General features: G+C 70.6%; 11 protein-coding genes. 4 read left to right on the forward strand and 7 right to left on the reverse strand.

Going from position 1 to position 12,735, the window contains the following annotated elements:
* Positions 1 to 253: 253 nt before the first annotated feature.
* Positions 254 to 553, reverse strand: coding sequence for a hypothetical protein (locus CLV63_RS18760; protein WP_106584437.1), 300 nt, complete (start codon positions 551 to 553; stop codon positions 254 to 256).
* A 6-nt stretch (positions 554 to 559) separates the two neighbouring features.
* Here CLV63_RS18760 and CLV63_RS18765 point away from each other — a divergent pair, with 6 nt between their 5' ends.
* Positions 560 to 2,509 (forward strand): heavy metal translocating P-type ATPase, encoded by a 1,950-nt coding sequence (locus tag CLV63_RS18765; protein ID WP_106584438.1) that lies wholly within the window; start codon positions 560 to 562, stop codon positions 2,507 to 2,509.
* Between the two features lie 547 nt (positions 2,510 to 3,056).
* Here the strand turns inward: CLV63_RS18765 and CLV63_RS18770 are convergent.
* Positions 3,057 to 3,938, reverse strand: a complete 882-nt coding sequence (locus tag CLV63_RS18770) for an aminoglycoside phosphotransferase family protein (protein WP_106584439.1) — start codon at positions 3,936 to 3,938, stop codon at positions 3,057 to 3,059.
* A 268-nt stretch (positions 3,939 to 4,206) separates the two neighbouring features.
* Between CLV63_RS18770 and CLV63_RS18775 the strand changes: the two genes are divergently transcribed.
* Entirely contained in the window at positions 4,207 to 4,857 is a 651-nt protein-coding gene (locus tag CLV63_RS18775) for a TetR/AcrR family transcriptional regulator (RefSeq protein WP_106584440.1), read from the forward strand.
* Positions 4,858 to 5,193: 336 nt separating this feature from the next.
* Here the strand turns inward: CLV63_RS18775 and CLV63_RS18780 are convergent, their stop codons facing one another.
* From CLV63_RS18780 to CLV63_RS18785, 3 genes are all read right to left on the reverse strand, one after another.
* Positions 5,194 to 5,547 carry a hypothetical protein gene (locus CLV63_RS18780; RefSeq protein ID WP_146165604.1) on the reverse strand — a complete coding sequence of 118 codons (354 nt, stop codon included), beginning with the start codon at positions 5,545 to 5,547 and terminating at the stop codon, positions 5,194 to 5,196.
* A 321-nt stretch (positions 5,548 to 5,868) separates the two neighbouring features.
* Entirely contained in the window at positions 5,869 to 5,994 is a 126-nt protein-coding gene (locus tag CLV63_RS35035; protein WP_281260743.1) for a hypothetical protein, read from the reverse strand.
* Between the two features lie 104 nt (positions 5,995 to 6,098).
* Positions 6,099 to 6,425, reverse strand: coding sequence for a hypothetical protein (locus CLV63_RS18785; RefSeq protein WP_106584442.1), 327 nt, complete (start codon positions 6,423 to 6,425; stop codon positions 6,099 to 6,101).
* Positions 6,426 to 6,534: 109 nt separating this feature from the next.
* On the opposite strand from CLV63_RS18785, the gene CLV63_RS18790 reads away from it, so the two are divergent.
* Positions 6,535 to 7,335, forward strand: coding sequence for a helix-turn-helix domain-containing protein (locus CLV63_RS18790; RefSeq protein WP_146165605.1), 801 nt, complete (start codon positions 6,535 to 6,537; stop codon positions 7,333 to 7,335).
* The gene (locus tag CLV63_RS18795; protein WP_106584444.1) at positions 7,322 to 7,498 is read left to right on the forward strand and encodes a DUF397 domain-containing protein; all 177 of its coding nucleotides are present in this window, start codon (positions 7,322 to 7,324) and stop codon (positions 7,496 to 7,498) included. Before CLV63_RS18790 ends, CLV63_RS18795 begins: the two co-directional genes overlap by 14 nt.
* Before the next feature lie 120 nt (positions 7,499 to 7,618).
* On the opposite strand, the gene CLV63_RS18800 is transcribed toward CLV63_RS18795, so the two are convergent.
* Both CLV63_RS18800 and lon read right to left on the reverse strand, forming a co-directional pair.
* Entirely contained in the window at positions 7,619 to 9,733 is a 2,115-nt protein-coding gene (locus CLV63_RS18800) for a WD40 repeat domain-containing serine/threonine protein kinase (RefSeq protein WP_170134267.1), read from the reverse strand.
* Between the two features lie 395 nt (positions 9,734 to 10,128).
* A complete protein-coding gene (gene lon, locus CLV63_RS18805) occupies positions 10,129 to 12,537 on the reverse strand; it encodes an endopeptidase La (RefSeq protein ID WP_106584446.1) in 2,409 nt (802 codons plus the stop codon).
* Positions 12,538 to 12,735: the final 198 nt, after the last annotated feature.

The following is a 12,735-nucleotide window of genomic DNA, read 5'->3' on the forward strand; positions in this document are numbered from 1 at the left end:
CCGCGCAGCGGCAGCCCTTCTATCAGCCAGGTCGGTGAGCACGCGTTCGTTCCCGTTAGGTCAAGGGCATTGCGTGCCGCCGGGTGCTTCGCATCCGGGGCGCCAGCTCACCCCCGGTCGGCCCACGTGCAGCGGTCATTCGGCGGTCACAGGGCGAAAGGCGGCGGCGAAGGCGGGTGAAGGTCGGGGCGGGCTGTTAAGGCCCGATCGCATGGCGGCTTGCGTCGGGTGGATCCATGCTGTAGATATACCCCTATAGGGTATTTGGATCGGGATGGACGAAGGCGCTGGAGGATCGGTTATGGCGGACCACACAGGCGGCCACAAGGGCGGTGGTGTGCATGCGGAAAACGCGGGGCACGCCGAGCACGAGGGCGGCCAGACGGTCCATGGGGCCCCCGATGGCCACGAGGGTCATAGCGGGCACGCGGGCGACGGTGACCACAGCGGGCACGCGGGCCACGACGACCACAGCGGCCACGGCAGTCACGGCGGGCATGCCGACCACAGTGGGCACGGCGGCCACGGCGGGCATGCGGGCCATGGCGATCACGCCGCCATGTTCCGCACCCGCTTCTGGTGGAACCTCGCCCTCTCCATCCCCGTGGTCTTCACCAGCCACATGATCGCGGGATGGTTCGGCTACCACGTCCCCGGCGCGCTCACCTGGGTCGCACCCGTCCTCGGTGTCGTCGTGTTCGTGTACGGCGGCTGGCCGTTCCTCAGCGGGGCGGTCGGCGAACTCCGCTCCCGCGCCCCGGGCATGATGACGCTGGTGGCGCTCGCCATCACGGTCGCGTTCGGCGCGAGCCTGCTGAGTACCTTCGGTGTCGTCGGCATGGCGCTGGACTTCTGGTGGGAGCTGGTGCTCCTCGTCGTCATCATGCTGCTGGGCCACTGGCTGGAGATGCGCGCGCTCGGGCAGGCGTCCGGCGCGCTGGAGGCACTGGCCGACCTGCTCCCCGACACCGCCGAACGCGTCACGGCCGACGGCGGCGTCGAACAGGCGCGGCTCGCCGACCTGAACGTCGGCGACACGGTCCTCGTCCGCTCGGGCGGCCGGGTCCCGGCCGACGGCACCGTCACCGAGGGGCGGGCCGCCGTCGACGAGTCGATGATCACCGGTGAGTCCCGCACCGTCACCCGCAGCGAGGGCGACCGGGTGGTCGCCGGCACCGTCGCCACCGACTCCGCTCTGCGCGTCCGCGTCGACGCCACCGGCGACGACACCACCCTCGCCGGGATCCACCGCCTCGTGGCCGAGGCGCAGGAGTCGCGGTCCCGCGCCCAGGCGCTCGCCGACCGCGCCGCCGCGCTGCTGTTCTGGTTCGCTCTGGTCGCCGGGGCGATCACCTTCGCGGTCTGGTCGCTCATCGGGGACTTCACCTCCGCCGTCGAGCGGACCGTCACGGTCCTGGTCATCGCCTGCCCCCACGCCCTCGGCCTGGCGATCCCGCTGGTCATCGCCATCTCCACGTCGATGTCGGCACGCGCCGGGATCCTCGTCAAGGACCGCCTGGCCCTGGAGCGCATGCGCTCCGTCGACACCGTCCTGTTCGACAAGACCGGCACCCTGACCAAGGGCGCGCCCGTCGTTACCGAGTTCGCCGCCGCCGAGGCCAACGACGAGGACCGCGTCCTCGCCCTCGCGGGGGCAGTGGAGGCCGACTCCGAGCACCCGCTCGCGAAGGCCGTGGTCCGCGCGGCCCAGGAGCGGGGGGACGTCCCGCGCGCCACCGACTTCCGCTCCCTCACCGGGCGCGGCGTGCAGGCGCAGGTGGACGGCGCCCCGGTGTCCGTCGGCGGCCCCGCGCTCCTCGCCGACAACGGGCTGTCCGAACCCGCCGGGCTCGCACCCCGCATCCAGGACTGGCGGGACACCGGGGCGACCGTCCTGTACGTCATCAGCGGTGGCGGCGTCGCCGGGGTGCTGGCGCTCGCCGACGAGGTGCGCCCGGAGTCCGCAGAGGCGGTGCGCGACCTCCAGCAGCGGGGCGTGCGCGCCGCGATGGTCACGGGCGACGCCCGCAACGTCGCCGACTCCGTCGCCCAGCGGTTGGGCCTGGACGAGGTGTTCGCCGAGGTCCTGCCGGAGGAGAAGGACGGGGTCGTCCGCGACCTCCAGCAGCGGGGGCAGCGGGTCGCCATGGTCGGCGACGGGGTGAACGACGCTCCGGCGCTGGCACGGGCCGACGTGGGGATCGCGATCGGCGCCGGCACCGACGTCGCCATCGAGTCGGCCGGTGTTGTGCTGGCCTCCGACGACCCTCGCGGCGTGGTGTCGGTCCGGCTGCTGTCGGCCGCCGGGTACCGCAAGATGGTGCAGAACCTCGCCTGGGCCGCCGGGTACAACGTGCTGTCGGTGCCGCTGGCGGCCGGGGTGCTCGCCCCGATCGGGTTCATCCTGCCGCCCGCGGTGGGCGCCATCGTGATGAGCGTGTCGACCATCGTGGTGGCCCTCAACGCCCAGCTGCTCCGCCGGGTCGACCTGACGCCGGGTCGGGACTGACCGCGCGGCGGGGGCGGGGCGAGGCGGGGACGGAACGGTAATCGACGGGTGGGCGGCCGCAACGCGGGGCCGCCCGCTCCGTCGTCCGGCCTGCGGAACCGCGGACCGGACGAGGGAGGGGGAGTGGGCACGCCCGAGATCAAAGGTCGGCAAGGGTGCTTATATCAGGCGCTCTCTCCGATTGAGCTACACCAGACCGAAGCCGGGACGGGAATCGAACCCGCGATCTCCTGAGCCCGAAGTATCCCTCGCCTGCGCACCGGGCGCGCCGCGTTCATGGGGTGCCCCTCCCGAGATCAAAGCCGACCACGGAGGGGTTTTCAGATGAATGAAGTATCCGAGGTCTTCGCACCGGGAGGCGCACTCCGCACGATAACCCGCCGCACGGGTACGGCGCACCCGTGTTTTCCGCGCGGAGGGGTTCGTGCGGGGCGGTCCCGCGTAGTGCGGTCCGCGCTGCCCGGACCGGCGTAGTGCGGGTCCGGGCAGCGCGAATTGGCGCAGTGCGGCCTTCGCGCAGCGGTGGGGCGGCAGGCGCCGCCCCACGTCAGTCGATGATCGGGTCGTCGAGCACTTGGCCGAGCACCCGCCGCTGCGTCCCTTCGGGGTCGGGGCTGGACAGGCCGCCCATGGTCGCCAGCGCCTTCCACAGGGCCCACCCGCGTGCCCGTCGCCAGGTGTCGTCGGGCAGGCCGACGGCCTCCCGGAAGACCTTCCGCTCGGCCCCGGTGAAGTACGTCCAGGCCATGACGAGGTCGCAGGCGGGGTCGCCGACGCCGCAGGTGCCGAAGTCGATGACGGCGGACAGCCGCCCGTCGGTGGTGAGGAGATTGCCCACGGAGACATCGCCGTGGAACCACGTCGACGGGTACGGCCAGGCCGAGGTGAGCGCGCTCGCCCAGATGGCGCGGCAGGCGTCGAGGTCGAGGTCGGCGTCGTCCTTGAGCCGGTCGAGGGCGATGTCGACCTGGTCGCTGTACGCGCTGGGGTGGCAGCCGCGGAAGAAGGAGTGGCGGCCGCTCGCCGGGCCGTGCTGCGCGGGGACCTCCCGGAGGGCGGTCAGGAGCCCCCCGAGATCGCGCGCCAGCTGGGACCGGTCGACGTCCGCGGCGGCTTCGACGGTGTCCCCGGGCAGCCAGCGCCGCACCGACCACGGATACGGATAGTCGGCCGATGGGCGGCCGGTCGCGACCGGTACGGGAACGGGGACCGGCAGGTGCTCGGCGAGTGTGGGTAGGCAGCGGTCCTCCTTCTCGACGGCTGCCACGTAGCCCTCGGCACTGGGCAGGCGTACGGCCAGGTCGTCGCCGAGTCTGAAGGTCCGGTTGTCCCAGCCTTGGCGTGCGACGGGACGGACGTGGAGGTCGCCCCACTCGGGGAACTGCGCGGTGATCAGGGAGCGTACGAGGTCGGCGGTGATGTCGTTCACGCGCCTACTCTGCGGGAGACCCCGGGCGACGCGCACCACGTTTTCCGGGCCCCGCCGGAGACCTGCCCTGCGACGGCCTGTCCTGTACGGCTGCCGCTCCGCGCGAAGCGCGAGCGGGCCGTGAAGGCGTCCTCCTCGCGTTCGTAAAGTCGAGGAAGTTGGGGGCAGCGGTAGGCCGTGGGCCGGTCGGTGTCCTCGGGCGCCTGCGGTACGTTACAACGAGCACGGTAATTATTACACTAACCGTTGTAATGTGGAGGGGTACGCGATGGCAGCGAACCGGACGGCGCAGGGGCGTCCCCGCGGGGGACTGGCCGATAAGCGCCGGGCGATCCTGGCCGGCGCCCTGACCGTGTTCGCGCGCGACGGGTACACCCGCGCGAGCATCGACGCGATCTCGGCGGAGGCCGCGGTCTCGACCCGGACCGTCTACAACCACTTCACCAACAAGGCGGAGCTGTTCGGGACCGTCATCCAGGAGAGCGCCACGAGGGCCGCCGAGGCCCAGATCGTCATCATCGACCGCTACCTGCGCAAGGTCACCGACGTCGAGGCCGACCTCATCGACTTCGGCACAGCATGGGTCTCCACCGTCCCCGAACTCGCCGAACACTTCTCCCTCGTGCGGCAGGTGCGCGCCGAGATCGGCCACATCCCGACCGAGGCGATCGACGCCTGGCAGGAGACCGGGCCGCGCAGGGTGCGCGGTGAACTCGCCCTGCACCTGCGCCGGGTCGCCGACCAGGGCATCCTCGCCATCGACGACGCCGAGCGCGCCGCTCTGCACCTCATGGCACTGGTCTCCGCCGAAACGCACACCCGCCCCTACGCCGATCCCACCGAAGCGGAGACCGCCGCGACGGTCACCGCGGGCGTTCGGGCCTTCCTGCACGGCCACCTTGTACGAGACCGCGCCTGACCACGGTTCAGCAGGGCCGAGGTCGTCGAACCGCCCCGGGAGTCAGGGGCGAGGCGCCGGTTCGCGCTTCTTCAATCCGGGGGGTTTCGGCTTTTCGGGGTCGGTCCGTTTGCTGGGCGGCCTTGCCGACGGGCCGCATTCGGTTGGTCTGTGGTGAAAAGCGGCAACGACGGCGGGAATGGGTCTGGGCCCCGGCGGCATCGAGCGCATTTCCCCGCTGATCTTGACAAAACCGTTCCCTTAGTCGCGATTGAGAGAACGGTTTTGTCAAGATCAGCAGGGGAACCGTGCCTGGAGCGGGCACTGGACCGCGGCCACGCGCCCGGCCGTTCGCGCCTATTCGCTCCGGGTGAGGGGCTGCTGCATCGACCACGCCAGCATCTGGCCGACGCCGCCGAACAGGGCCAGCCCCAGCGGCACATGCACGATCAGGCTGCTGGAGCCGCCCATCGCCGACTGCACGAACCCGAGGAGCAGCAGGAGCAGGCTCACGAACACGGGCCACACCGCGCCGCGGCCGGGCCGCCAGTAGAGGATGGCGACGATGAGTTGGATGAGGCCCGCGAGGTGCACCACGCCGGCACCGGTGCCGTGCAGGGCCTGCTGCCCCGCGACACCGTCGAGCAGGCCGCCGGCTGTCACGGCTTGCAGGAGGATGGCCGCCAGGTGGAGGGCGAGGATCGTGCGCATCGCGAGCACCCAACCGCGCGCGGGGTGCGTCGGGGCGGTCGGTGCCGCGGACTTCGATTCCGGTGGACCTTGTAAGGGAGCGCTGTTCGACATGGCCACCAGCCTTGTCGCGGTGCCGCCGAACCGCGTCGCCCGGCGGACGTCACTCCCACTACGCACCCGCGCGTAGACCCCGTACGACAGGGGAAGCACGCCGACGGACCGCCACCCCGCGGACCGGCGCTGCCTCTGATCAGACGCGCGGTCGACGGGCGACGACGCGTTCGCGGGACTCGGGGAACCCGGGTGCGAAGGGTCCGGTCGAGGCCCCCGCGAACGGCGTCACTCGGACTCGATCAGCGTCCGAAGGTGGCGTGCGCTCTCGGCCGTCAGGGTCCGGAACGGCGACCGGAGCTCTACCGCGGTCCAGTCCGGGAACACGTCGAAGTCGTCACCGAAGTCGATCACCAGCGATTCGTATTCGGACCGGCGTGAGTTCCGGAAACCCCGCTTTCTCGTCGGTGAAGGCGGCCGGAAGCGGGGAGATTCGGAGGAGGGTGTGCGGCTCGACATCACAAACCCCGCACCATCGGCTGCATGTCCGGCCGGTAGGGGAGTTCCCGGGACACATAGGCCGCCGCCGCGTACTCGTCTCCGATGGACGCGACACCGGCGTACTGGACTCCCGCATGCTTGCCCGCCCCGGGGCGTTCGACGCGATGCCAGTAGGTACCGATCTCCGTCGAGCGCAGCGCCAAGACCAGGTGCGCACGGCTGCGCGTGCAGTGGACCGCCGCAGCCGAGTGGTCAATTCGTATCGAATCCATCCGAAGCGGTTCGAGTGCGTGGATAAGCCTCGTGATCGCGGCGGAAACGTCGGCGGGAATTTGTTTGTTCATGCCAGCCACATTGTGACTCCGCGCCTGGACCGGCAATGACTTCCAGTAATCGAAGCATAACGGCGAAATAAGTAGTCGTGGGTGGTCGTTATGGAGCATCGTGCTCCACATGGGAGACATGGGAACCTGGCAGGCGTTCGGAGCCGAAATTGCAGCGACCGCTAAGCGGGTCGGGATGTCTCAGGCGGAGCTTGGGCGTAAGACGGGTTGGTCCCGACAGCAGATATCGGCCCTGCAAAGGGGCACGCGAACCCCACAGAAAGGGCAGGTCGCGGCCATTGATGAGGCATTGGGACAGAACGGCGCATTGCTGCGGCAATGGTCGAATCTCATTGGCCGTAGCGACATGCCTTCGTGGTTCCGAAAAATAGCCGTCCTAGAGCGCACCGCCACAGACCTCACCGAGTTCCAACCGTTGGTGGTTCCGGGACTGCTACAGACTGAGCACTACGCGACCGCAAGCATCGGTGCCGGGGCGCTGGCGCCCCGAGACCTCGACTCGGTGGTGAAATCCCGCTTGGAAAGACGGGCCAACCTCCTCGACGGGGTCCGGCTCCGGTTCCTGATCAGTGAGGCGGCCATCCGAACCACGGTCGGGACCGCAGGGATCATGGCGGAACAGGTGCGGCAACTCATCACCCTTGCCGAACAGGACGTTCGTATCGGGGTCCTGCCAGACGACATCCCCCAGCATCCCGCGCGGGTGCCCGCTCTGCGGCTGATGAGTTTCGCCGACCGGCCCCGGCTCGGGTACGTGGAGCATGCTTTGGGAGGGGACCTGGTAGATGAGGAGGAGTTGATCAGTAGGTTGGACGTGTTGATGAGCGCGGTGCTTGCGGAGGCTCTCTCACCCAAAGCAAGCATTGACCTACTTCGGAAGGTAGCGGCTGATTTCGATGCACTGGCATAAGAGTTCGTACAGCGATCAGCAGGGCGGGAATTGCGTTGAGGTCGCCGAGACCGAGTCAGGCGCGTACGTGCGGGACACGCAGAACCGCGAGAATGCGACCCTCGCGTTCGGCGGAGCCGAGTGGGCTTCGCTCGTGGCCGACCTGAAGACTGGCGCGCTGTAACCCACCGCGAACCACGAGAGGCACCGGAGCCTCCTCCGGTGCCTCGTCCGGTCCTACCCCCCTGTGCCCTCTCATGTCGGCTCCTGCGCGGCACGGCGTCCTCGGACTGAGGTCCCGGTGCTAGCCGACTTTCCACAGGTGTACGGTGCCGTCGCTGTGGCCGGCGGCGACTGTGCCGCCGTCCGGGCTGAACCCCACCGAATCCACCCGCTCCTCGGCCGAGAACACGGCGTTCTCTTTCCAGGTGTCGGTGTCCCATAACCGCACGGTTCCGTCGCCGTCGCCGGTGGCGAGTGCGGCGCCGTCCGGGCTGAATGCCAGCGAGAACGTGCATACCCGCTTCGGGAGCGTGGTGTCCTCCGCCCAGGTGCCGGTGTCCCACATCCGCACGGTGCCGCTTGAGCACGCGGCGAGCTTGGATCCGTCCGGGCTGAACACCACCGACTCGAACGAGGGGTCGTTCTTGGCGATGATGTCGATCTCGTCGCCGGTGTCGGTGTCCCACAGGCGGATGGCCCCGCCGTCGCTGTCCTCGAACACCTCGGCCGTGTCGACCGCCGTGCCGGTGGCGAGGGTCGCGCCGTCCGGGCTGAACGCCAGCGAGGTGATGTAGTCCGGGGGTCCGCTGAGTTTGTCGGTCTCCTCCTCGGCGTCGGTGTCCCACAACCGCACATTGCCGACCGGGTCGCTGGTGGCGAGGGTGGTGCCGTCGGAACTGAACGCCACTGAGGTGATCCACTCGTCGTCGGCGAGGGTGCTGGTCTCCTCCCAGGTATCGCTGTCCCACAGCTGGACCGATTCGTGGGCGGTGGCGAGCCTGGAGCCGTCGGGGTCGAACGCCACCACAGGGGACCCCATGGTTTGCAGGCTCTTGTCGTCGATGAGGGTGGTGGTCTCTTTCCAGGTATCGGTGTCCCACAGCCGCACGGAGAATTTCGTGTCGCTGGTGGCGAGTGTGGTGCCGTCGGGGCTGAACACCACCGAGTTCACCGCATCCTCGTGTCCGGTGAGGGTGGCAGCGGGTTCGGGGGGCGCGGCGGGGGAGCCGGGCCGGTCGTCCTCGCCTCCGGTGCGCAGGGCGACGACGCCCGCGGTGATGACGGTGGTGACCACCGCGAGGGCGGCGGCGATGAGCCAGGCCCGCTTCAGCCGCGGCCGCACGGGTCCGTCGGTCGGTCTGTCGGCCGCAGTGTGCGGCAAGGGGGCGCTCGTGGCGGGTCCGGCCGCCACGAGGGTCGGGGCCGGAGGATGCGTGGCGGGCTCGGCCGCCGCGAAGGTCGGGACCGGGGCGCCCGTGGCGGGTTCGGCTTCTATGAAGGTCGGGGCCGGAGGACGCGTGGTCGGTTCGGACCCTCCGGGACCTTCGGAGGGCCGGGCGGTGTCGGGTGGCCGCCCGACGACCCCGACGCCCTCGACGCCCCCGACACCCCCGGCGTCAATGGTGCCGAAGCGGGCGAGGACCGCCTCGGGGGTGGGCCGCTGGTCCGGGTCGGGGTTCCAGCAGCCGAGGATGACCTCGCGGGTGCGGGGGTCGACATCGCCCGGGTCGGGGGGCGGGCCGATGAGGCGGCGGACCGTCGCGGCCATGGAGTCCCCGTTGAAGGGGTTGTCGCCGGTGGCGGCGTAGGCGAGGACCGTACCGAGGGAGAACATGTCCGAAGCCGGACCGACGTGGGAGTTCTCAGTCTGCTCGGGCGACATGTAGGGGAGGGTGCCGAACACCGCTTCGCGGGTGGTCAGGCTCTCGGAGTCCAGCGGCCGGGCGATACCGAAGTCGATGATGCGGGGCCCGTCATCGCTGAGGATGATGTTCCCCGGTTTGAGATCGCGATGGACCAGCCCGCGGTCGTGCACCGCCTTGAGCCCCTCGGCCAGCCCGACCGCCAGCGCGTACAGGGCGGGCGGCATGATCGGGCCGCCGTCGCGAACCGCCTGGTGCAGCGTTGGGCCGGGGATGTAGGCGGTGGCGATCCACGCGGGATCACCCGCAGGGTCGGCGTCGACGACCGGGGCCGTGTGGAACCCGCCCACCCGGCGCGCGGCATCGACCTCGCGGGCGAATCGGACGCGGAAGTCGCCCTCCCGCACCAGTGCGGGGCGGATGACCTTGACGGCGACGTGGCGCCCCGAAGGAGTGGTGGCGAGATAGACCCGGCCCATACCGCCTTCGCCCAGACGGTGGGTGAGTTGATAGCCGCCGATGCGCGCGGGATCGGACGGCTCCAGCGGCTCCACCCCGGCTGTCTCCCTCCAAGGCGCTCGGAACCGGTCCGGAGCGCAATCTTTCCCCGCCACGCTCGGCATGGCGCCCTTATCGTAGCCACAGCGAATTCGGGCACGCACGACATGTCACCGGATCGCAACCGATGCCTCGAACGTCCCCAATGCCGTTGACTTAACGGGGGCGAGGGCGATTCAACGACCTTGGTGGCCTTGGGCGGCGGGGGTCGGCTGCCGCGACGGCAACCTCCGTCTCCACCCGGGCCCACGAGCACTCCATCGCTCACTAAATCAACGGCATTGCGAACGTCCCCTGACACGCGCGCGGGGCCGCCGGATCTCCCCCGATCCGACGGCCCCGCGCTTCCACAATGGTCTTACTTGTTGCTCCTCAGAGTCCCTCAGGGCCCTCAGGCGGCGACGGCCGCCGCGCTGTGCGCGGGCTCAAGGGCGATCTCAAGGACCTCCCGGACGTCGCTCACCGGGTGGACGGTGAGCTGGGTCAGGACGTCCTCGGGGACGTCGTCCAGGTCGGGCTCGTTGCGCGCCGGGATCAGCACCGTGGTGGCGCCCGCCCGGTGCGCGGCGAGCAGCTTCTGCTTCACCCCGCCAATGGGCAGCACACGGCCGGTGAGGGAGACCTCGCCGGTCATGGCCACCTCCGAGCGCACCGGCCGCCCCGACAGCAGCGACGCCAGTGCCGTGGTCATGGTGACCCCGGCGCTCGGCCCGTCCTTGGGGATGGCGCCCGCGGGGACGTGGACGTGCACGCCCCGTTCCTTCAGGTCGCCCACCGGCAGCTCCAGCTCCGCACCGCGCGAACGCAGGTACGACAGCGCGATCTGCGCGGACTCCTTCATGACGTCGCCGAGCTGGCCGGTGAGGTTGAGCCCGCTCGCCCCCGACTCGGCGTCGGCGAGCGACGCCTCGACGAACAGCACGTCCCCTCCCGCGCCCGTGACGGCCAGCCCGGTGGCGACGCCGGGCACGGACGTGCGCTCGGCCGACTCCGGGGTGTGCTTGGGCCGCCCGATGTAGTCGCGCAACTGGGCGTCGCCGATGGCCACCGGCAGGTCCAGTTCGCCCAGCCCGGAGCGCGCGGCGACCTTGCGCAGGATTCGCGCGATGGAGCGCTCCAGCGAGCGCACCCCCGCTTCCCGCGTGTACTCGGCCGCGACGCGGCGCAGCGCCTCGTCGTCGACGGCGACCTCGGAGCTTTCGAGCCCGGCCCGTTCGAGCTGGCGCGGCAGCAGGTGGTCGCGGGCGATCTCGACCTTCTCCTCCTCGGTGTAGCCGTCGAGCTCCACCAGCTCCATCCGGTCCAGCAGCGGGCCGGGGATGGACTCCAGGGAGTTCGCCGTGGCGAGGAACACCACGTCCGAAAGGTCGAGGTCGACCTCCAGGTAGTGGTCCCGGAAGGTGTGGTTCTGCGCCGGGTCGAGCACCTCCAGCAGCGCCGACGCGGGGTCGCCGCGGAAGTCCGCGCCGAGCTTGTCGACCTCGTCCAGCAGGATGACGGGGTTCATCGTGCCCGCCTCCTTGATGGCGCGGACGATGCGGCCGGGCAGCGCGCCGACGTAGGTGCGCCGGTGGCCGCGGATCTCCGCCTCGTCGCGGACACCGCCCAGGGCGACCCGGGTGAAGGAGCGGCCCATGGCGCGGGCCACCGACTCGCCCAGCGAGGTCTTGCCGACACCGGGCGGGCCCACGAGGGCGAGCACGGCGCCGCTGCGGCGGCCGCCGATGACGCCGAGGCCGCGGTCCTGGCGGCGCTTGCGCACCGCGAGGTACTCCACGATGCGCTCCTTGACGTCGTGGAGCCCGGCGTGGTCGGCGTCGAGGATCTCCCGCGCCGTCGCGATGGAGTCGGCCGCCTCGGAGTCCTCGGTGCGCGTGTTCCACGGCAGGTCGAGGATGGTGTCGAGCCAGGTGCGGATCCAGCCGGACTCCGGGTTGGAGTCGCCGGCCCGCTCCAGCTTGTCGACCTCGGCGAGGGCGGCCTTGCGCACGTCGCCGGGGAGGTCGGCCTCCTCGACGCGCTGCCGGTAGTCGTCCTCCTCGTTGCCGGGCTTGCCGTCGAGCTCGTTGAGCTCCTTGCGGACGGCTTCGAGCTGGCGGCGCAGCAGGAACTCGCGCTGCTGCTTGTCGACGCCCTCTTGGACGTCCTTGTTGATGGTCTCGGTGACGTCGAGTTCGGCGAGGTAGTCGCGGGTCCAGGCGGTGATCCGCTCCAGCCGCTCACCGACGTCGTAGGTCTCCAGCAGCTCGACCTTCTGCGCGGTGCTGAGGAACGGGGAGTAGCCGCCGCGGTCGGCGAGCTTGCCGGGGTCGTCGAGCTGCTGGATGGCGTCGAGCAGCTGCCACGCGTTGCGCTTCTGGAGGTAGGCGCCGAGGAGCGTCTTGTACTCGCGGGCCTGCTCCTGGAGCTTCCCGGAGTAGCCGCCTTCGGGGGTGTCGTCGTGGGTGGCGGCCTCGACCCACAGGGCGGCGCCCGGCCCGGTGGTCCCGCTGCCCACGCGGGCGCGGGAGATGCCGCGCACCACGGCGGCGGGTTCGCCGCCGGGGGTGCGGCCCACCTGCTCCACGACCGCCACGGTTCCGACGGCGGTGTAGGAGCCGTCGATGCGGGGAACCAGGAGCACCTGGGCTGCGGGGGCCGAGCGGATGCCCGGTGCCGCGGCGGACCGCTCGGCACCGGCCTGGGCGGCCTCGATGGCGGAGCGCACCTCCGTTTCGGAGATGTCGACCGGGACGACCATCCCGGGCAGCACCGCTTCGTCATCGAGGGGCAGGACCGGCAGTGTCAGCGTCTCGCTCATGAACCCTCCTTGTTGAGTCACTCAGACTCAATAAAGAAGAGCCCGGGTTTGTTCCTCGCTTCGTGTTCGCCCACAGCGATGTCCCGCAGTGTCCCGAATCGGTGACACCGCGGTACCGGGATCCGCCGTGCCGCGCGTCCTTTTGCCGGGCGGCCCGGCCCGGGTCCGCTGGAGGCAAGGGCACTCTCGGCAGGTGGC

This window comes from Murinocardiopsis flavida, from assembly GCF_003014485.1.
GTDB classification, from domain to species: domain Bacteria; phylum Actinomycetota; class Actinomycetes; order Streptosporangiales; family Streptosporangiaceae; genus Murinocardiopsis; species Murinocardiopsis flavida.

Bases quoted from the DNA above. Each gene is read 5' to 3' on its own strand.
- CLV63_RS18780 (WP_146165604.1), bottom strand. From the start codon at position 5,547: ATGCGCACGATCCTCGCCCTCCACCTGGCGGCCATCCTCCTGCAAGCC.
- CLV63_RS18785 (WP_106584442.1), bottom strand. From the start codon at position 6,425: ATGAACAAACAAATTCCCGCCGACGTTTCCGCCGCGATCACGAGGCTT.
- CLV63_RS18775 (WP_106584440.1), top strand. From the start codon at position 4,207: ATGGCAGCGAACCGGACGGCGCAGGGGCGTCCCCGCGGGGGACTGGCC.
- lon (WP_106584446.1), bottom strand. From the start codon at position 12,537: ATGAGCGAGACGCTGACACTGCCGGTCCTGCCCCTCGATGACGAAGCG.
- CLV63_RS18790 (WP_146165605.1), top strand. From the start codon at position 6,535: ATGGGAGACATGGGAACCTGGCAGGCGTTCGGAGCCGAAATTGCAGCG.
- CLV63_RS18765 (WP_106584438.1), top strand. From the start codon at position 560: ATGTTCCGCACCCGCTTCTGGTGGAACCTCGCCCTCTCCATCCCCGTG.
- CLV63_RS18795 (WP_106584444.1), top strand. From the start codon at position 7,322: ATGCACTGGCATAAGAGTTCGTACAGCGATCAGCAGGGCGGGAATTGC.